We start from the raw sequence: 22,394 nt of genomic DNA on the forward strand, positions 1-22,394 counted from the left end.
AGTATAACCATGAAAAAAACGTCCTTAACCGTTGCTGTACTGGCTGCATCTAGTCTTTGTGTAGTAACGACTGCCTATGCCAAAGATCGTAACCATGCTATTGAGGCCGGTGCGACATTCATCGGTGATCAAGAGCTCGCTACCTTTGGGTATAGTTATGAAGTCGCCAATAATATCGTAGTTGGGGGCGGTTTTATGCTTGGCACTCAAGCGATTGACGGCCTTCCATCACCAAACTCCCAGGATGCATGGGGATTATATTCGAATGTTGGCTATAAATTTGAAGTCGCGGAGTTCGATATTATTCCTAAAATTGGCATCAATTACTTTAATGCAGATGTCCAGTTTGAGGATCAAGCCTCATCTGATATTAATATCGACAATGTCTACGCCTCTGTCGGTGCGACGGTCAATTGGCGCATGATAGGCATGACGGTAGACTATGGCCAGATCAATGATTCAGCGCAAATACCAGATGGCAGTGGTGGCTACCAGTCGTTTGAAGAAGATGTGGTGCGTGTTACCGCAAGCTTTAATTTCTAATTACAGTACCTAGTAACGGTGATTAATTAACATCGGCAAAAGTATCGAATAAGAGCACCACGTCACTATTATTTTGCTAGTGAAACGTGGTGTTTTTTATTTAAAGAGCATCTTTAAAACCCTCTCAAATTTGAGCTTTCCCTATATCAGATATGTTTCATGAACTAGTCTAAATTAGCCTTATCGGAACAAATATAAAGGTGAAATTATGTTGAAATCAAAATTGAAAACAATCGTAATACTGACCAGTTTTCTTATTTCAGGCCAAGTCTATTCAACGCCGAATTACAATACTGATATTCCGACAAACATAATGACGAACCAAATTGTCGAGACAAGCATTGGCCAGTTGAAATTTGACGACGGCATGCCAAGTATTGAAACCAGTCAAAAAATTTATGACAACTTAGATACCATACGAGCGACTGAAGTATTTCTTAATGCTATTCCTATGGCGTCCATTGAGGCATTGAGGGTGGGGCATGTTTCTCTTGGGGCGACCATGTCTAACCAAGTTGTGGTGTTTGATAGGCTGATGGATTCGAACCCCCTCTTTTTGACGGGGAATACCGATACTGTTTATGCATCAGCATTTTTAGATCTAGAACGTGATGGTCCTACTGTTATTGAAGTGCCTGCTGGCATGGGGCCAACCACAGTAAATGATGCATTCTTTCGCTTTGTAACGGATCTGGGCATTGTTGGTCCTGATAAAGGGAAAGGCGGTAAGTATTTAATCTTGCCGCCCGACTATCAAGGTGAAGTGCCTGAAGGCTATTTCGTGTCTCGATCTACTAGCTACGTAAACTGGTTTATTGCTCGTGGATTCTTAAAAGACGGAAAAACAGATGCGGCAGTAAAAGCTTACAAGGAAAAATTAAAAATCTATCCATTGGCGCAGGTAAACGAGCAGCCCCCAATGACGTTTATTTCTGGCAGCGGTAAAGAATTTAATACGATTCATGCGAACGATGAACATTTCTATGATGAGCTGAAAACGGTATTAGATAAAGAACCTATCTCGTTTCTTGATCCGGAAATAAGAGGCATGATGTCCAGCATTGGTATCCAGAAGGGCAAATCATTCAACCCCGATGAACGCATGCAGAAGCTATTGCGAGATGGTGTTGCGATAGGCAATGCAACGGCGAGAACGCTCATATTCCAACCCCGTGATAACACTGCTTATATCTACAGTGACCGACGTTGGAAAACAGCCTTTATAGGCAAAGATTACCAGTGGCTAAAAGATGAGGGGGAAGGTGGGCGTAACTTAGATGCTCGAACTTATTTCTTTTATATGGCGACAGTGAATACGCCTGCAATGGCGCTGAAAATGATCGGGAAAGGATCACAATATGCCTTACTGGATAAGTCAAAAGATGGGCAATATTTGAATGGAGGGAAAAACTATAAGGTGAATATTCCTGCTAATGTGCCCGCTAAAAACTTTTGGTCTGTCGTGGCTTATGATCCGCAAACGCGTTCAGAGTTACAAACACAGCAAGCTTTGCCGAGTAAGAATAACCAGCGAGACAAGCTTATTGAAAATGCAGATGGCTCTGTTGATTTATTTTTTGGCCCCAATGCGCCGAAAGGTAAAGAAGCTAACTGGATTCAAACCGTGCCTAATAAAGGCTGGTTTACAATATTAAGGCTTTACGGCCCACTAGAGGCTTGGTACGACAAAACCTGGAAGCCAGGAGATATTGAGCTGGTGGAATAACGTTATAAAGTGAGTTAAAAGCCACTGTGCCGTTGGCTGGTGGCTTTTTGCATTAAAGGCTTTCAATTGCATCTGCAATCATTTTTTCAATCTCTTTCACCACTGGGTGCTGGTAACATGCCCGGTGATATTGAATGCCGACATCGTAGCTCATTTTATGCCCATTTAATAAAATAGGATGCCGGCGTACTCCACAAGGCAGCATACCGTCATCGATATGAAAACACACAAAAGCGTAGGGACTCACTTTTACGCATTGCAAGGCTGAAAATACCGACGCAACGGTGAGTTTTTGTGTTAACGCTATCCCTGTTTGTTTCTTTAGTCTTGCATAATATGAGTTGTCATCCAGTGTCCCCATCGAGACCCGTACTGTATCGATGTGCTCTAAATCAGTTAACTCGATGGTTGCATTACTTGCTAAAGAGTGGCATTCCGATACATAGAGGTATAGCGCTAAGCTTCCTACTTTACGCTCAACAATGCGTTCACTGACATCGTTTGGGTAGCCCGAAATACCAACGGATAAAGTGCCTGACTTAGGGTGTTCAACACCTTCTAAAGACCAATCTACCATCGAAATTTTAGGGTGGTGCTCTGGCGAAGATAAACCTTGTAAAAGAGGGACGGTTAATAAGGTACTTAAAGCGCTTGGGGCATAAAAAACAAAATCAAAATTAACATTATCACCAGTAAAAGATTGTGATAGCTGCTGGGCTTGCTCTAACTGGTCTAATGGTTCTTTCACTATCGACAAAAGCTGTGTCATAAACAGTGTTGGTTCATAGATACCTTTCGTCGCAATAAACAGTTCATTTGAAAAAATATCCCTACAATCAGCAAGGTGCCGATTGAATGTTGCTCGGCTGATATTCAATGTATGACACACTTTCACTTGCGATTTTTGTTCTAGAAGTAAGTCCAAAAACCGATAAAGATTCAGATCCATTGTGTTTTTCAAATACAGCTCCTCTTGCTAATAATCGGTGTTTCCATTGAAAACTCAGTCACCGCTAAGTAAGTGTATCAAAATCAATGTTAGTTCAGTTTAAGCCTGCAGCATTTATGAGAACCATGAATGTCATAAATGAACGTTTATCTGCGATATCTTTTTGCTTATTTGCCGTAGACGAGTAGCTCAATTGAAAATACGACTTAGCGCTTTGATTCTTTGCTCCTTGCCCACGGTTTCACCTGTTCTATCTGCGACCTATGAAGACGCTCCTTTCATTTCCGCAGGTGTTACTTTCATTGATGATCTTGAAGTCGCAACTATAGAGTTGGGGGCAGAAGTTGCTCCCAATATCAATTGGTCTATCGGCTATAGTAGCTCTGTGGGGGAGTCGGTTACCGAGGATGAAGTCACTTTAAATGAAACCCGAAAGCTATCTTGGGGAATTCATACTGCGCTGGGGTACGAGATGAAGTTGGCACCTTATCTAACGGTTACACCGCGAATAGGGCTTAATTATAATCAAGTCGATGTTGAATATTTTGACCATGAGGTAGGAGAGATCATCGAGTCGGTTAATCATGATCAGCTTGCGCCAACACTGGGGCTTAAAATTGATATTGGTTCGCTCGGTATTATATCTGATTTCTATAAGGTAGATTCAGAGCAAGCCAATAAGGTAGCACCAGATAGCGAACATATTGCGACTAGAATTATGGCAACCTATAATTTTTAATCGCTTATATTGCATTATTACTTATGTGATCCCTCCCTTGAGCATTAGGCCCTTCTTCACAAGTTCTTGTACTGTGCCTTTCCTATTGACCAAACTAACACTAAGGTAATGATAAGTTAGGTGGCTATGGTGCCACTTAATCTCAGGAATAATTATCGCTTTATACGAGGTAGGCATGCGACAGAGGTTTTTGCTTCGGTGTTGCCAATGTTGCTGAATTTCATAGCATATTATACTAATGCGATAGTTAATGAATAAATTATGGTCTGTGACGTTGCGGCAAACGAATAAATAATAGACCCGTATTTCAATGAAATTCCTGATCGAATGTTGATTATGTATACAGAGTTATACGCAAAGCGTATCGATGGTATCGATAGAGAACAGTATATGGGATTATTAAAAGAATTAAGCAAGACGAATGGAAAGCGTTATGACACCGACAAGTTGCTCTTATTCAAAAGAAAAAAAACATAATGTCTTTGCGATGTTTTTGAAACATCTGCGACAAAGTAACGAATTATCTCAAGAACAGCTTTGTTTGTATTTACGCCAACATAGTAGTCTATTCTACAATCTTGATACCATAACAGTGAGCCGCTGGGAGCGAAGCGTTAATATTCCATCACTAGCAAAACAAGCTGAAATTGTTGAGCTGTATGATAATGAACTGACCAGTATTTATCGCCATGATCCTCAATTTTTGGAGGAGTGCAGTTCATTAGTTTCAATTCCGAATCAGAGTCGGTTCAAATCCTCTCATCCCTATTACACGAATGATAATTACGACATTCAAGTCATTGATATTAAAGATGACAGCTTTTATATCATGCTGAAAATGATTCTGCGTTATGAAAATAATCCAAGTCTTGTTCTAAAATTGCCTCTAGCGGAGTTTGATGGGCTTAAGGATTTAAAAATCCATGTTGCCAATGCATTCAATGATCAGATTATAGGGCACGCTCTCTATATCGAAACGTCTTCTCAATATGTATTGGAATTGGTGAACATCAAGAGCGATTTAAATGAGATCGTTACTCGAAGCCCTAAAAAACTGCCCGATACGATGTTAGTGCTGTCGTCAGCTGGTGCAACGAAAGAGGTAGAGAATAGTATTATGTCTACCTACATTAATCGTTTCGTTAACCAAAAAAATTTACGTTACCTTTGCTTTAGTGTGTGTGATGAAGGGTTCATCAAGAAGCTTAATGCTGCAAAATTAGATGCCTTTAAGGTGAGAACCATACAGTTAGAAGACAAAACGGTAGCGATACACTCTTTCTTGCTGAGTCGCTCAGAATTGATGGCGAACCGTTTTCTACTGAAACTTGCCGTAATCTCGCCAAAACAGCTAGTAGACTTTCTCAATATCAAAGGTAAGGGATAACCACCGTGAAAATATTGATTGTTGACGATCAAACGTTTATTAGGGAAGCAATTAAAAGCGAATTGGCCAGTGTGGATCCCCTACAAAAATTTATTTTTTTTGAGGCTGATTGCGGAAATTCAGCCATCGCGTTACTTGAACAATCAGCATTAAATACTGAACCTGAATTTGATCTCATCATTACCGATCTTAAAATGGAAAATGGTGATGGCCTTGCGATCATCAATTATATGGCAACGACAAAAAGTAAAAATATCCCTTTGGTTATCGTTAGCTCGTCTGATCAACGAACCTTAGATCTGATCGGTAATATAACGAACAGCTTTAACCTTAATCTTATTGGGGTTTTTCAAAAGCCGTTAAATATTAATGAAGTACTCACTTTAGTGAACACTAAACAGTTTTTAGCCCATGAGGTGCCGGAATCTAAAGCGGAGCAGACCAATTGTAACAGCGCCAATATTGCTTCTTTGCTCAATGAAGATAATTTATTTCTCTGTTATCAACCAAAGGTCGATATTAAATCTAACAAGCTTATCGGCTTTGAAGTGCTATCACGGTTAACGATTCAAGGCGACGGCTTTATCTACCCTGATAAATTTATCCCTCTGATCGAGCAAGCTGGACTTAATTGTCAATTTACTAAGTTGGTACTTGATCAGGCGATTTCTCATTGGCAACTGTTCCCAGCGTTAAAGCGGTACGGTTTGTCTATTAATATCAGCGCTAGCGACCTTTTGTCTGAAGAGCTCATTAATCACTTGATTGCTAAACATTTAGCGGCGAGTGATATTCAGCTTATGTTGGAGCTAACAGAGTCACAACACACTATTAATCAAGAGCGTTCTTTGCAAGCTATTGCTAAATTGATCATTAATGATATTCCGATCTCTCTTGATGATTTTGGTAAAAGCTACTCCACCTTCGATAGGCTTGACAGTATTCCGTTTGAAGAAATCAAAATAGATAAAGACTTTGTTTCGGATCTCGACTCCAACCTTCAGCATCAAGCCATTGTTGAATCCACGATTGCTTTAGCGAAAAAACTCAATGTTAAAGTGGTTGCAGAAGGGGTAGAAACGTTAGGCGTACTGAATCGATTACAGCTATTAGGTTGCCATACTGCGCAAGGGTATTACTTTAGCCCACCAATAGAAGGGCGTTATTTAATGACGTGGGTAAATGACTATAACCGTCAAGGTGAGGTTCAAAATGCTAACCACTAGCCCATGTATCCATGCCAAATTAATGTCATTCTTTAATCACTATTCTGAAGAGAACAAACGACATCTGCATAACGTGTTAACAGAAGAGCTTGATATGCTGTTCACTCAAACGGTGGCGTTAGACAGTACACAGAGTGTTGAGCTTTTGGCTCTGCAGCACAAGCTTAAAGGGATTTGTCGTTACCTGAATATTGAAAATGACATGATTAAGTTAGCAAGAGATACCAAGAGAGAATTGACTGCTAATACCCTTACTTTACAACAACTACTAAATGATATTGCAAGTGAGATTTAGTCGGGTTGCTTGTATTGTGCTGTTGATAGGTTTCGTTGTTACGACGCTGATTAATACCGCATTATGGAATTATTTTCAGAATGAGCTAGATAAACAGTATCAATATAAATCTGATATTGTATTAGATTCCTCAAGAGATACGTTGATTCAGCACCGTATTATTACGGATGCATTACGTGCACTTTTTAACGCTTCTGATGAGATATCTGAAGTGGAGTTTTCGCGGTTTGCCAAAAATTTATTAAAAATTAAATCGGCAGTTGGTTTCACTCTGAATCCGGATTTAACGCCAGTGCTAATATCTGATTCCGCATTTAAATCTGCGATAGAAAAAGGTAAAGCAGCAACAGATGAGAACGGTAACATCACTTTCATAATCGACAATTTTTCATCAATAGTGATGAAAATTGATGCACCTAAAATGCCCTATATCGTTTACGCAGTGTCTCATCAAGAGATCCAGCAGCGTTTAGATCAGTATAGCGATGTGTGTGCTCGCGTTACATTCAATGATAAAACGCTATCTAATCGTGGATGTAATAAGGAGCAAAACTGGACCGAGATGTTTGGTTTTCATGCAGAGCAATTTATTGATCTGCCTGAATATGGTACGAGCTTTAACTTAACCGTTGATTATGTACCGACGAAGAGGGAGTTATTAGGTATAAGCTTGCTTATTTTAGTGATTACATTGCTTGGTCTTAGCTTGTCGGTTTTATTTTTTATTCTTGTACAACATCGGATCAATATAAATAAACAGCGTATTGAAACAAATTCCAAGTTTGCCCTACTGTCTACCCTTAATCATGAGATCAGAACACCGATTAATGCCGTATTGGGTTATGCCAACATGCTTAACAATATGGCTTGCGATGATGCACAAAGGCAAAAGACGGTAGAGAAAATTATCTGGTCGGCGAACCTGCTGAACAGTGTCGCACAAAACACCCTCACTTATACCAAAGCATCTTCAGGTAGCTTGACGCTCTATTATGAGAAAGTCGATTTGATTGAGTTCCTGTATAAGATTGATGATTATTACCAAGCGTTTGGTAGCACCCATAAAAAACAGTTAATGCTAAACCTTAGGGATGCGACGCCACCACACATTCTGTTAGACACAACCAAATTTTTTCAATTGACCACCAACCTTGTTAACAACGCCTTTAAATACAGTAGCGGTGATACTGTTATTTTAGATGTTAAAGTTAAGGTGATTAAAGATGTTGCTAGTCGGTGTAATGCCGCGGTGTGTTCGCAAGTGGATGGTTTCATTCGGGTTGCAGTAAGAGACTTTGGCAAAGGAATGTCAGCGGCATCTCAGCAAGCGTTAAGTAAGCCATTTACCACTGATGACAGTTCGCCTACAGCATTAAAATCAGGTGTTGGCATCGGCTTATATACGTGTAAAACAGTGATCGAAAGTGTGGGTGGCGCAATCAAAATCCGCAGCCGAAAAGGAAAGGGCACCTTAGTGATATTTCACTTTCCCTACCGCGTTTGTTCGGAAACTGAAGAGCACCTTCTTGTGTCGCAAGATAAAGAGGCACCCACGCAGCAACATGATAGGCCGTTACAGGTACATACTGCTCAGTTTATTGAGCAAGCACATAAACCACAAAGCACGGTAATTAAACGCCAAGGGCGCGTATTGCTGGTGGATGATAACCGCTTTAACTTAGAAGTATGTAAGGCGATGCTTGAAGACGAAGGCTTTGACGTTACCACCGCAGAAAACGAACGAGAGGTTTTCTCTGCAATGGCAGCACTGAGTGACAGTAGTGTCACGTGTAATGACGAAGCCGTATACGATGAGCTAATCATCTTAATGGACTACATGCTAGCAGAAACCGATGGCTTCACGCTGATTGAATCGATGAAAGCTAAGGGCTACCGCCAACAGCATTATTTTATCTTATCAGCCCATACTGAAGATGAAATCCAGAAGGTTAAAACGTTTGCTGATATAGCATTTCTTCAAAAGCCGTTAGATATTCAATTGCTTAAGCAAAAGTTACCTATAGGTACAATGGTTTAAATAGAAATCACACGTCATCCCATTTATGATGAAATCAGTTTAATTAATAAGTCTTCCTCATGTCAGCGACTACCTCTTTTTACGACCAAAATACGACAATGCTCTGTGAGCAATACAACTCTCTAGCATTTGAAGCGGTACACCAAAACTGGAAGGCATTCTGGCCGCATAAAGGCGACAGAGTTCTCGATGTTGGTGCTGGCAGTGGGCGTGATACGAAGTGGATGGCTGAACAAGGCTGTGAAATCATTGCGCTTGAACCTTGTGACTCTTTTCGTAAGGTTGGTAGTGCATATACAGGGGCTGCTGTCACGTGGTTAGACGACGCACTGCCCGCATTAAGCAAAACTGAAAATCTTGGAATGCGTTTTGACCTTATATTGGTTAGCGCAGTTTGGATGCATCTTGCCCCTAGTCACAGAGAGCGTGCCTTTCGTAAACTCTCCAACTTGTTAGCCTCGAATGGCAGACTTGTCATCACTCTCCGCCACGGTGAATTTAACGATTCACGCCGAAATTATGGTGTGTCTGTCGAAGAATTAGAGCAGTTCGCTAAAAACAGCGCTTTGTTGGTTCGCCATATCAGTAGTAGTGATGACTCATTTAACCGCGATGGTGTGCATTGGCAAACCGTTGTTATGAGTTTGCCCGATGACGGATCTGGCGATCTTAAACGAGTACGGCACATTATTGTGAACGACAACAAAGTCGCAACGTATAAATTGGCGTTACTCAGAACCTTATTACGTGTGGCCGATGCCCATGCTGGTGCTGTTATTGATCGTAGCGATGGCAAAGTTACGATTTCTGCCGGCTTGGTCGCCCTTTATTGGATACGTCAGTTTAAGCGATTAATTGATATTAATATTGGCGGTGTTGGAGGCATTCAGCAAAGTGCAAATAGCAGCAAAGGGCTGGGATTTGTTAAAGATGATGGTTGGAATCAACTGAAGCATTTAGTCGCAGATGATTTAACCATCGGTGCGATGTTTTTGGGGGAAGAAGCAAAAGCACTACAAAAAACGTTTACTCATACTCTGGCTACGATTAAGAGCGGTCCAGTTACCTTCATTTATCAAGGTGACAAAAACAATCGATTATTTGAGATAATTCCTCCCACGGTAAAACGTAAATCTTTGGATTCGTTAGTTATCGATAGTGAGTTCTTAAGTAGCTTTGGTTGCTTTGTATTAGATGAAAGTTTGTGGGAGTGCTTCCGCCTATATAACTTATGGATCGAGCCGCTGGTTGTGAACCAATGGATACTGGAGATGCAGCGATTTGAATTAAATCGTCAACGTAATATTACGCTGCAAACCTACCATGATTGTTTAGTGTGGATAGATAAAGACCACGACACGAGGGATATACGTAAGCGGGTTGAACAATTACGCCAGCAAAGTGTAGATATACGCAGTGTATGGAGTGGGCGTAAGCTTAAAGGTGAATATCACGTTGATCATTGCCTTCCTTTTGCTTATTGGCCCAACAATGATAAATGGAATTTGCTACCAACAACAGCTAGCGAGAACCTAAAAAAGAGCGACAAATTGCCGACAGCTTATCGCCTACAAGCCTCAAAACTTCGCATTCTGGATTGGTGGGATCTCGCTTGGGGGCAAGATGACGCACTACAAACACGTTTCTTTTCAGAAGCCGCTTTAACCTTGCCAAATATTCCACCGCAATGCCAAGACTTTGAACTTGTATTTGAAGCTATGGGGTTACAGGTAAGGGGAGTCAAAAGCAGATTATTAGTCGGTGAGTGGTGAAGTTATGAGCTCTACGCTGTATACCTAATATTGTGTCTATTAGAGCGTGGGATCGCCATGGAGTTTTCTTAGTTCTGCTTTTGAACATCAAACTTTTGAAACTGATTTTCTCGTGAAAATCCCTTAAAATAAACCTCTTAGTCCAGTTCCCCCAAAGTAGACTGTTAAATGAAAAGTATTGAAGTAGTAGCAGCCATTATTCAACATAATGGCAAAACCTTATGTGTTCAGCGTGGCCCTGCAAAGTTTGATTACATCCATCATAAATTCGAGTTTCCAGGCGGGAAAGTAGAGGCTGGTGAAACCGGTGAACAAGCGATCATTCGTGAGCTGAAAGAGGAACTACACCTTGGTATCTCAAAAGCTGATTACTTCATGACTGTTGATCATACCTATCCAGATTTCCACATCACAATGCATGCGTACATTTGTCCGGTAGAAAATCGAGATATTGTGCTAACAGAACATATAGATGCAAAATGGTTATCAATTGATGAATTGCCGCAATTAGATTGGGCGGCCGCTGATGTGCCTTTTGTTGAAAAGTTAATGGCTAAGTAAGGCCCAAAAGGATCCAACTGTGAATTGTGCAATATCTGTAACGAATGCTGATACTCCTCAAAACAATCTTGTTCTAAACAATGAGCATGACAACTTTTTTAATGAGTTGCGTGGCTCATTTCATGGTTGTAAGCGTTTTTATATTAACGTCGCTTTTGTCTCGTACAGCGGCTTACAGATCTTGCTCGATATCCTTAAAGAAGCCGGTGATAAAGGGGGCGTGGGTAAAGTCATCACCTCTACATACCTTAACTTCACCGATCCAAAAGCTTTAGATAAGCTCCTAACTTTCAAAAATATAGAGCTTAAGTTGTTCATTACGAAGCCAAACTTAGGCTTTCATCCTAAAGGGTATATTTTCGAATATGCGAGCGAAACGAAGGTTATCGTTGGGTCATCTAACATTACTCAAAGTGCATTAAAGAGTAACGTTGAGTGGAATGTGGCGACTACAGCGACTGCTGAAGATCCATTTGTGACGACAGTAATGAATGAGTTTAATAGTATTTGGACTGACTCTGTAGACGTAACAGATGAAGTGCTCGAACAATATCGTTCATTCTTAAAAACGCTTGCTCAGCCGGCGCGTACTTCAACGCAATTTGTATTAGGTGATACTAAGATTGAGCCTAATACAATGCAGGCTGAAGCGTTGAATAATCTTCGTCGATTACGGATGCATGGTGAGAGCAAAGCCTTAGCAATCGCAGCGACTGGTAGTGGTAAAACGTATATGGCTGCATTTGATGTTCGTGAAGTCGCACCAAAACGAATGTTGTTTGTTGTTCATCGTGAAGAAATTTTGCTGGATGCAAGAAAGTCGTTTATACGAGTAATGGGAGAAGACCCGGCTAAATTTGGTATTTTGAGTGGTAATCAAAAAGACTGGGATTGCGATTACCTTTTTGCTACCAACTTAACCTTGCGTAACAACCTGGATCACTTCGAACCTGACCACTTTGAATATATCGTGATTGACGAAGCACACCACGTCAGCAGTGATACTTATCAGAAAGCTTTAGCCTATTTTGAACCGGGTTTCTTGTTAGGTATGACAGCGACACCAGAACGCGGTGATGCTCAGTCTATTTATGAGAATTTCGATAACAACATAGCGGTTGAAATTCGTTTGCGTGATGCGCTAGATGCAGACTTAGTTACACCGTTTCATTACTTCGGTATAACAGAGGCTGGAAGTGTCGATTATGAAGGGGTAAACCTGAATGATATTGATGCAGTGGCCAAGCTACTACAAACAAATCGTCGTGTAGATCATATTGTCAGTAATATGGACTTTTACGGTTATGACGGTGATACCTGTAGAGCTGTCGGTTTTTGTGTGAATGTAAAGCATGCACGATACATGGCTGAAGAGTTTAACAAGGCCGGTATTACGGCATGTTACCTAAATAGTGAAAGCTCTCGTGATGAGCGCCAAAACGCCATTAAGCGTTTATCGAGTGATGTTGATCCATTACAGATTATCTTTACTGTTGATCTGTTCAATGAAGGGATTGATATCCCGGCAATCAATTTAGTATTAATGCTTCGCCCAACGTCATCTCCGATTGTATTTATTCAGCAATTAGGTCGAGGTTTACGAAAGCATGAGAGTAAAACCTTCTTAACGGTATTAGACTTTATCGGTAATCATAACAAAGCATTCCTAATGGCTATTGCCCTATGTGGTAGTCGTTTTTATGATAAAGATAGCTTGAAGGTTGCAGTGAAAAAGGATTTCTCTTCTATACCGGGCTGTACTCACATTCAGTTAGACCCCATCAGTAAAGAGCAAATTTTGCGACAGATTGAAGATGAGAATTTCAATTCAATGAAGTACCTAAAAGAAGAGTACCTTAACTTCAAACTCGATTTAGGTAACCGAATTCCGAATCTTATGGATTTCTACGTCGTGGATGGTGCACCAGACCCAATTCGCTATATCAAAAAGGAGCGTTCTTACCTGAACTTCCTATCAAAAGTAGAAAAGAATGAGTCTTCAATACTGCCGCTTATCGCTGATAGTCTGCATGATAAGTATCAGCGTTACTTCGATGGGTGTTTGCCAATAAAAAGACCCCATGAATTCGTCATTATGAGTTACTTGATTGTTCATGAATCCATCACTCTTACTCAAGCTAAGTATGAGATTGAACGATATTTGGTTTCTGTTGATCTTGAGACGTTAAAACATGCATTTGACCATATCAACGGTAATTTCTTTGATTCACGAGAAAAGAAGACCTGGCCTAAGTTAGCCGAATTGGTTGATGCTGGTGGTGAATTAATGTTGATGCGCTCTAGTGAATTGACCCAGTTAGCATCACAATCAAGACAGTGGTTGCTCACTACTTTGGAGTACGGGCTAGAGCGTTATGCTGAAAGCTTTGGTTCTGAAGCGTTGGGAACACCGAGCTTAAAGCTATACCAACAATACAATATGCGGGATATCGCCTTAATGGCAAATGTCCGTAAAACCCATAGTTCATATCGTGGTACCGGTGTTTTACGAGAAGGAAATGACTTCTTCTTCTTTGTTGATCTACACAAAGAAGAAGGTGCAATTGACTACAAAGATAAGTTTATTAGTTCAAGTCAGTTCCAGTGGGACAGCCCGTCGGGGTGCTCGCCAATAAGTAAACAGGGTCGAGAGATAATCAATCACAAAGAAAGTGATATTAAGTTACATTTGTTTGTACGTAAATTTAAAGACTTGGATGGTGTGACTGAACCGTATGTATACATTGGTAAAGGTGACGTGGTGAGTTATGAGGGTGAGAAGCCTATTAACTTTCAGCTCAATTTACAGACCCAGGTGTCTCAAGCTGTTTACGATGAATTTGTGACGGACACGGCTGTTAGTTAATCATATGGTGTGAAGGCGAGAAATTCCTACCTGCAAAGCGTTAGCTTAAGGGATAAAGTTAAATAACAGGATGTTAAATATGGCTAGTTGCTACGCTAGTAAAATTTGCAATTTTATTAAAGTGAATGAAGCCGATTGGTTACACACCATGACGTCAAACTTTCACCACCATTTACCTGGGCTAGAAATTGGTGATTTGCAAAAATCGGCATGGCAAGACTGTTTTAAGCACCTACAAAGTGAACTCGCAACGTTAGCTGACACCGACGGATATATTATATTTGAATATATCTTGCCTATGGAAGGCGGTCGTAGGCCAGATGTAATTCTTCTTATCGAGAATAAATTATTTATCCTCGAATTTAAGATGAAAGATAAGTTCGCTCGTTCAGACATAGACCAGCTGAAAGGATACTACCGAGATATAAGTGGTTATCATAAAGAAAGCATAAAGTTAGATATTATGGCTTGTTTAGTGACAACCAAATCTAACGGAGTGCTCAAGAAAAGTGACAATGGCAGCCATATCTTATCTTGTGACAAATTAATTGAATTTTTGTCTTCTCATCTTACCGGCGAAAAAACGCTAGTCGGTCTTAATCAGTGGTTAGATTCAGATTACCACCCGCTACCTACGTTGGTTGAAGCTGCCGTCGATATATTCAATAACAATGAAATACAAGAACTTAAAACAGCGAAAAGTGCCGGTGTGTATGATGCTCTAAACGAGCTCGATAAGGTTACGAATTGGGTTGAAGGCAAGGTCGAGAAGAAAGGGAACAAGAGCCAATCAAATGTATTAACGCTTGTTACCGGTGTTCCTGGCGCAGGAAAAACATTACTAGGGCTAGAGTTTGTTCACCGAAACAAAAAAGGACAATTCTTATCTGGAAACGGACCTCTAGTTGATGTGCTGCAGTATGCATTACAAAACAACACATTTGTAAACCACTTAAAGAACTTTAAGAGTGAATACACGAATAATCACAAACAAGCTCATACTAATATCGTGGTATTTGATGAAGCGCAGCGAGCATGGGACTTAAAAAAGAACAAAAAATATAGAAAGTCAGAGCCTGAATGCATTATTAGCATTGCCGATAAAGACACTCGACCATGCCACTATTTGGCATTGGTTGGAGAAGGCCAAGAGATTCACGTAGGTGAAGAAGCTGGAATATCACTGTGGAATGATGCCCTACAAAAGAGCAAAAAATCGTGGGTTATTTTCTGTCCCCCAGAGCTCAAAAAATATTTTTCTGGTATGGATGAAAGAAGAATTAGAACTAACGAACTTCTCAACTTAGATGAGTCGTTGCGAACTCACGCCGCGAGTTTATATCCTAGGTGGGTAAAGAGTGTTTTAGAAAACAAAGTCGAGCCTGAGCTAGCTCATCAAACCATACAAGAAGGGTTCAGCATTTACATAACAAGAGATTTGCGCAAAGCACAGTCTTATTGTAAATCGAGGTACAGGGGCACTAGCAAAAAGTATGGTTTAGTTGCTTCATCGAGTAACATCGCTTATTCCCAACAATCGGTGGGACCTTGGTTTCATGATAGCACCATATCTAAAGCATCGTGCTGTAGTTTTAACAGAGTCGTAAGTGAGTTCGAATGCCAAGGCTTAGAACTTGATATGCCTATCTTGAGTTGGGGGGATGACTTCCTTTACAGCAACGGTAGCTGGGAGTTGCTTAAGGGCAACAGAAATGTAAATAACCCATACCAGATAAAAAAGAACAGCTACAGGGTTCTTATGACCAGGGGAAGAGACGGCGTTATTATTTACCTACCTCAAGATTATAAATTCAACGAGCTGTATACCTACTTTACCCGTGCAGGCGCACAACAACTTTAGTTGACCAATATGCTTTAGACTTGAAGTTATTTATGGCCAAACTAACGATGCCACTAAAATCTTCTCTTTACCTGAATCTATAGTCTTTTTACTTTTTTATCAGTTAGTGGAGTAGTTGTCTTTACCATTTTTATTTATCCAATGGATTTAGGGTAAATGATTGAGTAATAAAATTTAGGAAGGTGCGAGTGCTTTGAGGGGAGCTGGGATGAAGATGAGCTAAAGTAATAACTATGCTATAGATACAAAAAAGGACACCCGAAGGTGTCCTTTTCCAAACGTTTGGTGGAGCTGGCGGGATTTGAACCCGCGTCCAAGAGCAATCCAACCATAGGCGCTACATGCTTAGTCTATCTTTATTCTCGTAAGTACACTGCGAACAGACACGCCATGTAAATACATACCAGAATTCTATTTCGCGGTTCACCTCTCTAGTCAAAGGTTCCCTCGCTATCTCGTTTGGGTTTGAACTTCTATGATTCCCCGTCTTACAAGCGGAAGCTAGGGTAGAAGTGCGCTAGCAGGTTATTAAGCTGCTAGTGCGAAGTTTTCGTCGTTTGCGACTATTTTTTTGCGGCTTTTTACGTGGCCAACCGCCCCACGGCATGCTCCACAAGCCTTCTTGATCCTGTCGAATCCTGAATCAGCCCCAGAGGTGTTTCGAGATGGATAGTAGCATATAAATCTTTCACGTCAACGAAATTACTATTGAACGTGGTGGATGTGTATGAAAATCCATCAGTTTACGTTTTTATTACTATCGTGTGCTGTGTTTCATGATGCGCTGCTTATCACGAGCCCAGTCTCGGCTCTTAGAATCTGCGCGCTTATCATGCAGCTTTTTACCACGTGCTGTACCTATCTTTAGTTTAACCCAAGATGCCTTCCAGTACATAGATAATGCAACGATAGTTTGACCTTCACGGTTTACCGCACCCAGTAGCTTATCGATTTCTTTACGGTTCAATAATAGTTTACGAGTACGCGTTGGATCGGCAACAACGTGGGTTGATGCCGCATTCAGTGGTGTGATTGTTACACCTGAAATAAATGCTTCACCATCACGCAGAAACACATAGCTTTCGGCGATGTTTACTTTACCGTTACGAATTGCTTTTACTTCCCAGCCTTGTAGTTGAAGCCCGGCTTCATAATCATCTTGGATGGCAAATTCGTGTCTGGCGGTACGGTTTTTGGCAATGGTGTTATCTGACTTATTCGGTTTTTTAGCCATGGGGTATCCATTTCTTTATGTTGCTATTCCCAAAACAGATGTTCATCAGTTTGGTCGAGTAGAGTGTAATACAGGTTTCTACGTTGTTATGTCGTTGAAAGTTTAACTGTATTCGCTCTGATTTTGGCTGTTTACCGACTAATGGTATCATTGAGCCACTTCTTCGCATAGATTTTGATTTTATCGCTGTAAAATCTATGCGTGAGGGGTTTGTGAAGCTTAAGGAGAATCTATGCCTCAGATCAGTCGCTCTGCACTTGTACCGTTTAGTGCCCAGCAAATGTTTGAACTTGTTAATGATGTTGAATCTTACCCCGCGTTTTTACCTGGATGTTCAGGTACTAAAATTATTGAACGCTCTGGTGAGCATATGATGGCTTCTGTCGATGTGTCGAAAGCGGGCATACGTAAAACGTTTGTGACTCGTAATCAGCTGATTGATTTTAATACCATCGACATGCAGTTGGTTGATGGCCCATTTCAGAAGTTAGTGGGCGGTTGGAAATTCATCGAGCTTGATGCGACAGCGTGTAAAATTGAGCTGAATTTGGATTTTGAATTTACCAACGGATTAGTGGATGCGGCATTTGGTAAAGTGTTCCGCGATTTGACGAGCAATATGGTAAGTGCCTTTACCAAGCGAGCAAAAGAAATTTATGAGTTCTAATGATAAGTTGATTCATGTAGAGGTTGTATATGCTCTGCCTAATAATCAGCGAGTGATCAAGCTGGCGATTAACTCAGAAACGGATGTTCAAGAGATCATTGAGCAGTCCGGTATATTAGCGATGTTTCCTGAGATCGATTTGAAGAAAAACAAGATCGGTGTGTACAGTCGTAATGTGAAGCTCAATGCGACGGTACGTGATGGCGATAGGATAGAGATTTATCGACCTTTACTGGCCGATCCGAAAGAGATCCGTCGTAAGCGTGCCGAGCAGGCAAAGAAAGAAGCATTAAAAGCAAAATCTGAGGCGAAATAAAACGGTAGTAATGTGGTTTGTTTGTCGCTCTTTACGTTGCAAAGCAGATAAAGAAAAAGCTCGCCAATGCGAGCTTTTTCATTAATTGATGGCAGTTAAGAAGTTTGGTCCAGGCTGATAATCACCTTTCATTCCAGTTAACTTGTTCTGAGCATCAAACGCCAAAATCAAATTCTTTTGTACGCTTTCTTCATGACCTGGTTGTTGGTAATACACGTAATACCAAGTATCAGGGTAGCTTGGCTCTACAAGCATTGGTGAACCTAGTACATAACGTACTTGTTCTTTGTTCATGCCCATACGAAGCGTATCAATATCAGATTGCTCAAGGTAGTTACCCTGGTTGATATCAATACGGTAAACCAATTTCTCAATTACTGAGCAACCACTAAGCAAGCTTAACGCTAGTGTTAGTGCGGCGATATTTTTCCAACTCATAGCATCCTGGCTTTTTAGCTTTAACTGCTGCGATGATAAACAAGGTCAAAGCAGAAGTAAAAAAAGTGGCAAAGAAAAAACTCTAATTGAGACTGCTGTCAGCCCCTATAGTTGCATTTCTACTTAAGTTTATTTCATCTTAGCCAAAATGATTAGCGATATGTCTCATTAATCAGAACATAATGCTAATTTATATCAATATTTATGCTGCAATCAGTAATTCTTTCGCATTCGCTAGTGTACGGTCGGTAATCTCACTCCCGCCTAGCAATCTTGCTAGCTCGGCAACACGAGCGTCGTCATTTAAAGGGCACATGCTTGTTTCTGTTTGTCCTTTGGTACTCTTCTTGGCAACAAACATTTGTTGGTGGCCACAACCTGCAACTTGCGGTAAGTGTGTTACACACATGACTTGGGTTGAATTGCCTAAAGTACGCAGCATTTTTCCGACAATTGCGGCTGTTGGTCCACTAATACCCACATCGACTTCATCGAATATAAGGCTGGGTGTTTCTATTTTCTGGGCTGTTATCACTTGAATGGCTAACGATATACGCGATAACTCACCACCAGATGCGACTTTACCTAAGGGTTGCAGTGGTTGACCTGGGTTGGTCGATACTAAGAAGGTGATGGTGTCGAAGCCTAGTGGACTTAACATTCCTTCTGCATCATTTTGTACGTCAATTTTAAAGATGCCGTGTTCCATGCTGAGTTCATGCATGCTGCAAGAGATCTTTTTATCAAGTTCTTTGGCATAACGGTGGCGACTTTTACTGAGTTTTTCTGCTGTTGCTAAGAATGCTTGTCGTTTATTTTCAACAAGCTCTGCAAGTTCTTCTAGTCGCTCATCGCTACAATCAAGTTGTTCTAACTCTTTGAGTAGATCTTGGTGTTTCTGGAAGAGTTCGTTAGGCATAACGTAATGCTTACGGGCTAACGATAAAATTTTAGCAATGCGTTCTTCTAGGTAGACTAAACGTTGGGGATCCATATCCAGATTATCTAAATAACCCCGTAGCTCTTGGCTAGCTTCTTGAACTTGGATAATGGCATCTTCCAGCATTTGTGGAATTGCACTCAAGCTATTATCGAATTCACCCAAGGATACGACTTGCTGGCTTGCCATTTGAAGTAGCTGTAAGGCATTGCCATCATCGTTGTCATATAAAATCGATAGGGCGGTTTGGCTCGAAAGTGCAAGTTCACCGCTATTTGATAAGCGTTTATGCTCTTCTTCGATCTCGCTGTATTCGTCTTCGCCAAGTGCTAAATCATGCAGTTCTTTTACTTGGTATTGAATAAGCTGCTTTTGTGCTTCATTTTTTTCACGATTTTGAGTTAGGCGCTTTAATTCATTATTCGTCTGACGCCAGTTTTGATAAGCCTGACGTGTTTTATCCATTAAAAGGTGATGACCCGCATATTGATCCAACATTTGCTGTTGATAATCAGGGCGCATTAGTTGCTGATGGGCATGTTGGCCATGAATATTGATCAACAATTGGCCTAATGATTTCTGCTGAGAAGCAGGAACAGGGCTGCCGTTAATAAACCCACGTGAACGACCTTCTTTTGTTATCACTCGGCGAAGAATGCATTCTTCACCATCGACCAATTCATTGTCTTCGAGCCAGCGGCGCGCTGCTTGGTTATTTTTTAATGAAAATGCGGCAGAAAGTTCTGCTTTATCTTCGTTAGGACGAACCATAGACGCTTCGGCGCGATCACCAAGGCAGAGACCAAGCGCATCAATCGCGATCGATTTACCTGCACCGGTTTCGCCAGTAATGGTGGTCATTCCTGACTTGAGTTCAAATTCAAGGTTTTTGACAATAGCAAAATTGGAGATAGTCATATGAGAAAGCATGTGTTCACCTGTTTAAATCAACACCTGTGTTTTCATACAGTATATACTGTATCTACATACAGTAAAGTACTGTGTGAAATATTTAATGAAAAAATTAAATAAGGTAAGTCGATGAATTTCAGGTAATAAAAAGCCAGCAATAAGATGCTGGCTTTTTGCTTTCAGAAAAGAAGCGTGATTAAAACAGTTTACTTGACCAACCCAGTTTGGCGCGGAGTACACCGTAGTAGTTATAATTCTTAGGGTGAATAAGCTGTAATTGCTCAGGGCTTTGGTAGATATGCACTTCATCCCCCGGGCTCACTGGCAGTGAAACTTGCCCATCACAGCTCACTTCTAATGTACTGCCGTTATCTGGCGATACTAATAATTTGATGCAACGATCACCATCTACCACTAAAGGACGACTTGATAACGTATGTGGAAACATCGGCACTAACGTTATGGCATTTAAACTTGGCGACAAAATAGGGCCACCACCAGACAGTGAATAGGCGGTTGAGCCTGTCGGGGTGGCAATGATCAAACCATCAGAACGTTGAGAGAAGGCGAAGTTATCATCGATATACACTTCAAACTCAATCATGTGCGCGATTTTATCTGGGTGTAATACAGCTTCGTTTAATGCGGCGTTTCGGCTTTTTATTTGTCCGTGTCGATGTACTTCCGCTTCTAATAAAAAGCGACGTTCCGTTACAAATTCACCCTCTAACACTCGTGTTAATTCTTCTTTGAAGCTTTCTGGGTCAAGATCTGTCAGAAAACCTAAATTACCACGGTTAACACCAATCACAGCGATGTCAAAACGCGATAGCACGCGCGCCGCGCCTAACATGTTGCCATCGCCACCGACGACAATCGCGAGGTTTGCTTTATCGCCAATAGTAAGCAAATCGCACAAACAGTCTTGAGGTACATCAAGGTCGTTCGCTAATCGATGATCGACTAAAACGTCGTAGCCTTTGTCTGTTAACCAGTCAAAGAGGGTTTTGTGAGTTTGCAGAGCATCTGGGTTTCTTGGCTTACCAATTAACGCGATTGTTTGAAAAATGCGCTTCATGTCCTTGATCCGACAAATGATAGTGAAGCCAGTATAGCCTTAGGTTTAGAGACTTGTCGCGCTTTGTTAGCGAACTCTGCTTGAATCATTGACGTTCATCCCCATAATAAGCACATGAATGTTTTTTTTGAGTAGATAATACTGGTTTATCTGCTCAAATTTGTGAACAATTGTATTTAAAATACATCAGTATCTTGGCGGAGAAGTAAAAGCATGAACAATGAAGACAAAAAACTACAGGATGAACAGCTGCAGCAAGAGACTGTAGAAGCGGCTGAGACTGTTTCTGCTGAGGAAGAATTTGTAGAAATTACTGCTGAAGAAATGCAAATCGCACGTATTGCGGAATTAGAAGCAGCTTTACTTTCAAGTGATGCAAAAGTAAAAGAAGCGCAAGATAACGTGCTTCGTGCTCGCGCTGAAGGAGAGAATGTTCGTCGACGTTCAGAAGTCGAAATCGATAAAGCTCGTAAATTTGCATTGAATAAATTTACCGAAGAATTATTGCCTGTTATCGATAACCTTGAGCGTGCAATCGAAATGGCAGATAAGAATGACGAAGCATTGAAGTCAATGATTGAAGGTGTTGAATTAACGCTTAAGACAATGACTGCAACAGTTGAGAAATTCGGCCTGAAGCAGCATAACCCTGTAGGTGAAGCATTTAACCCTGAATTCCATCAAGCGATGTCTATTCAAGAAAGTGCAGAGCATGAACCAAATACTGTCATGCTTGTTATGCAGAAAGGTTATGAGCTAAATGGCCGTATTATTCGTCCTGCAATGGTAATGGTATCTAAAGCTGCTGCTGGCAGTGTAGATATGCAAGCATAATTGTATAAAAGC

The 22,394-nt window shown here is 40.9% G+C and carries 19 protein-coding genes and 1 other RNA gene; 14 read left to right on the plus strand and 6 right to left on the minus strand.

The window, feature by feature from the left end:
* The first annotated feature begins 9 nt into the window (after positions 1-9).
* Together C9J48_RS17590 and C9J48_RS17595 are read left to right on the plus strand one after the other, a co-directional pair.
* Positions 10-543 carry a hypothetical protein gene (locus tag C9J48_RS17590; RefSeq protein WP_006230735.1) on the plus strand — a complete coding sequence of 178 codons (534 nt, stop codon included), beginning with the start codon at positions 10-12 and terminating at the stop codon, positions 541-543.
* 208 nt (positions 544-751) lie between these two features.
* Entirely contained in the window at positions 752-2,269 is a 1,518-nt protein-coding gene (locus C9J48_RS17595) for a DUF1254 domain-containing protein (protein WP_006230736.1), read from the plus strand.
* A gap of 52 nt (positions 2,270-2,321) precedes the next feature.
* Here C9J48_RS17595 and C9J48_RS17600 read toward each other — a convergent pair whose 3' ends face one another.
* The gene (locus C9J48_RS17600) at positions 2,322-3,230 is read right to left on the minus strand and encodes a LysR family transcriptional regulator (protein ID WP_036803282.1); all 909 of its coding nucleotides are present in this window, start codon (positions 3,228-3,230) and stop codon (positions 2,322-2,324) included.
* Positions 3,231-3,411: 181 nt separating this feature from the next.
* Between C9J48_RS17600 and C9J48_RS17605 the strand changes: the two genes are divergently transcribed.
* The 9 genes from C9J48_RS17605 to C9J48_RS17645 all read left to right on the plus strand — a co-directional run bounded on the left by C9J48_RS17605 (position 3,412) and on the right by C9J48_RS17645 (position 15,963).
* The gene (locus tag C9J48_RS17605; RefSeq protein ID WP_131541638.1) at positions 3,412-3,957 is read left to right on the plus strand and encodes an autotransporter outer membrane beta-barrel domain-containing protein; all 546 of its coding nucleotides are present in this window, start codon (positions 3,412-3,414) and stop codon (positions 3,955-3,957) included.
* 433 nt (positions 3,958-4,390) lie between these two features.
* Entirely contained in the window at positions 4,391-5,344 is a 954-nt protein-coding gene (locus C9J48_RS17610) for a helix-turn-helix domain-containing protein (protein ID WP_036803284.1), read from the plus strand.
* Between the two features lie 5 nt (positions 5,345-5,349).
* Entirely contained in the window at positions 5,350-6,570 is a 1,221-nt protein-coding gene (locus C9J48_RS17615) for an EAL domain-containing response regulator (RefSeq protein WP_006230741.1), read from the plus strand.
* Positions 6,557-6,865: a hypothetical protein gene (locus tag C9J48_RS17620; RefSeq protein WP_006230742.1), complete on the plus strand. Its 309-nt coding sequence runs from the start codon at positions 6,557-6,559 to the stop codon at positions 6,863-6,865. Before C9J48_RS17615 ends, C9J48_RS17620 begins: the two co-directional genes overlap by 14 nt.
* The gene (locus tag C9J48_RS17625) at positions 6,855-8,903 is read left to right on the plus strand and encodes an ATP-binding protein (protein WP_006230743.1); all 2,049 of its coding nucleotides are present in this window, start codon (positions 6,855-6,857) and stop codon (positions 8,901-8,903) included. The genes C9J48_RS17620 and C9J48_RS17625 overlap by 11 nt, the downstream gene beginning before the upstream one ends.
* 59 nt (positions 8,904-8,962) lie before the next feature.
* The gene (locus C9J48_RS17630; RefSeq protein ID WP_006230744.1) at positions 8,963-10,675 is read left to right on the plus strand and encodes a class I SAM-dependent methyltransferase; all 1,713 of its coding nucleotides are present in this window, start codon (positions 8,963-8,965) and stop codon (positions 10,673-10,675) included.
* A 168-nt stretch (positions 10,676-10,843) separates the two neighbouring features.
* Positions 10,844-11,236 carry a (deoxy)nucleoside triphosphate pyrophosphohydrolase gene (locus C9J48_RS17635; protein WP_006230745.1) on the plus strand — a complete coding sequence of 131 codons (393 nt, stop codon included), beginning with the start codon at positions 10,844-10,846 and terminating at the stop codon, positions 11,234-11,236.
* 19 nt (positions 11,237-11,255) lie between these two features.
* Entirely contained in the window at positions 11,256-14,102 is a 2,847-nt protein-coding gene (locus tag C9J48_RS17640) for a DEAD/DEAH box helicase (protein ID WP_006230746.1), read from the plus strand.
* 148 nt (positions 14,103-14,250) lie between these two features.
* Complete coding sequence (locus tag C9J48_RS17645; protein ID WP_242610832.1) at positions 14,251-15,963, plus strand: DNA/RNA helicase domain-containing protein; 1,713 nt, start codon at positions 14,251-14,253, stop codon at positions 15,961-15,963.
* 283 nt (positions 15,964-16,246) lie between these two features.
* Here the strand turns inward: C9J48_RS17645 and ssrA are convergent.
* Both ssrA and smpB read right to left on the minus strand, forming a co-directional pair.
* Positions 16,247-16,614: a transfer-messenger RNA gene (gene ssrA / locus C9J48_RS17650) on the minus strand.
* Between the two features lie 106 nt (positions 16,615-16,720).
* Positions 16,721-17,197: an SsrA-binding protein SmpB gene (smpB, locus tag C9J48_RS17655; RefSeq protein WP_006230748.1), complete on the minus strand. Its 477-nt coding sequence runs from the start codon at positions 17,195-17,197 to the stop codon at positions 16,721-16,723.
* 232 nt (positions 17,198-17,429) lie between these two features.
* Between smpB and C9J48_RS17660 the strand changes: the two genes are divergently transcribed.
* Both C9J48_RS17660 and C9J48_RS17665 read left to right on the plus strand, forming a co-directional pair.
* The gene (locus C9J48_RS17660; RefSeq protein WP_006230750.1) at positions 17,430-17,864 is read left to right on the plus strand and encodes an SRPBCC family protein; all 435 of its coding nucleotides are present in this window, start codon (positions 17,430-17,432) and stop codon (positions 17,862-17,864) included.
* The gene (locus tag C9J48_RS17665; protein WP_006230751.1) at positions 17,854-18,180 is read left to right on the plus strand and encodes an RnfH family protein; all 327 of its coding nucleotides are present in this window, start codon (positions 17,854-17,856) and stop codon (positions 18,178-18,180) included. Before C9J48_RS17660 ends, C9J48_RS17665 begins: the two co-directional genes overlap by 11 nt.
* Before the next feature lie 81 nt (positions 18,181-18,261).
* Here the strand turns inward: C9J48_RS17665 and bamE are convergent, their stop codons facing one another.
* From bamE to nadK, 3 genes are all read right to left on the minus strand, one after another.
* Positions 18,262-18,618 carry an outer membrane protein assembly factor BamE gene (gene bamE, locus C9J48_RS17670; RefSeq protein WP_006230752.1) on the minus strand — a complete coding sequence of 119 codons (357 nt, stop codon included), beginning with the start codon at positions 18,616-18,618 and terminating at the stop codon, positions 18,262-18,264.
* Between the two features lie 202 nt (positions 18,619-18,820).
* Positions 18,821-20,488 (minus strand): DNA repair protein RecN, encoded by a 1,668-nt coding sequence (recN, locus tag C9J48_RS17675; RefSeq protein ID WP_006230753.1) that lies wholly within the window; start codon positions 20,486-20,488, stop codon positions 18,821-18,823.
* 178 nt (positions 20,489-20,666) lie between these two features.
* On the minus strand, positions 20,667-21,548 hold the full coding sequence (gene nadK, locus C9J48_RS17680; RefSeq protein ID WP_006230754.1) for an NAD(+) kinase: 882 nt from the start codon (positions 21,546-21,548) through the stop codon (positions 20,667-20,669).
* A gap of 213 nt (positions 21,549-21,761) precedes the next feature.
* On the opposite strand from nadK, the gene grpE reads away from it, so the two are divergent.
* Positions 21,762-22,382 (plus strand): nucleotide exchange factor GrpE, encoded by a 621-nt coding sequence (gene grpE / locus C9J48_RS17685; protein WP_006230755.1) that lies wholly within the window; start codon positions 21,762-21,764, stop codon positions 22,380-22,382.
* Positions 22,383-22,394: the final 12 nt, after the last annotated feature.

Origin of the sequence: Photobacterium profundum (assembly GCF_003026285.1) — a bacterium.
Taxonomy (GTDB): Bacteria; Pseudomonadota; Gammaproteobacteria; order Enterobacterales; family Vibrionaceae; genus Photobacterium; species Photobacterium profundum.

Coding starts and splice junctions, on each gene's coding strand:
- C9J48_RS17590 (WP_006230735.1), top strand. CDS start 10: ATGAAAAAAACGTCCTTAACCGTTGCTGTACTGGCTGCATCTAGTCTT.
- C9J48_RS17595 (WP_006230736.1), top strand. CDS start 752: ATGTTGAAATCAAAATTGAAAACAATCGTAATACTGACCAGTTTTCTT.
- C9J48_RS17610 (WP_036803284.1), top strand. CDS start 4,391: ATGACACCGACAAGTTGCTCTTATTCAAAAGAAAAAAAACATAATGTC.
- C9J48_RS17620 (WP_006230742.1), top strand. CDS start 6,557: ATGCTAACCACTAGCCCATGTATCCATGCCAAATTAATGTCATTCTTT.
- C9J48_RS17630 (WP_006230744.1), top strand. CDS start 8,963: ATGTCAGCGACTACCTCTTTTTACGACCAAAATACGACAATGCTCTGT.
- C9J48_RS17635 (WP_006230745.1), top strand. CDS start 10,844: ATGAAAAGTATTGAAGTAGTAGCAGCCATTATTCAACATAATGGCAAA.
- C9J48_RS17645 (WP_242610832.1), top strand. CDS start 14,251: ATGACGTCAAACTTTCACCACCATTTACCTGGGCTAGAAATTGGTGAT.
- smpB (WP_006230748.1), bottom strand. CDS start 17,197: ATGGCTAAAAAACCGAATAAGTCAGATAACACCATTGCCAAAAACCGT.
- C9J48_RS17660 (WP_006230750.1), top strand. CDS start 17,430: ATGCCTCAGATCAGTCGCTCTGCACTTGTACCGTTTAGTGCCCAGCAA.
- C9J48_RS17665 (WP_006230751.1), top strand. CDS start 17,854: ATGAGTTCTAATGATAAGTTGATTCATGTAGAGGTTGTATATGCTCTG.
- bamE (WP_006230752.1), bottom strand. CDS start 18,618: ATGAGTTGGAAAAATATCGCCGCACTAACACTAGCGTTAAGCTTGCTT.
- recN (WP_006230753.1), bottom strand. CDS start 20,488: ATGCTTTCTCATATGACTATCTCCAATTTTGCTATTGTCAAAAACCTT.
- nadK (WP_006230754.1), bottom strand. CDS start 21,548: ATGAAGCGCATTTTTCAAACAATCGCGTTAATTGGTAAGCCAAGAAAC.
- grpE (WP_006230755.1), top strand. CDS start 21,762: ATGAACAATGAAGACAAAAAACTACAGGATGAACAGCTGCAGCAAGAG.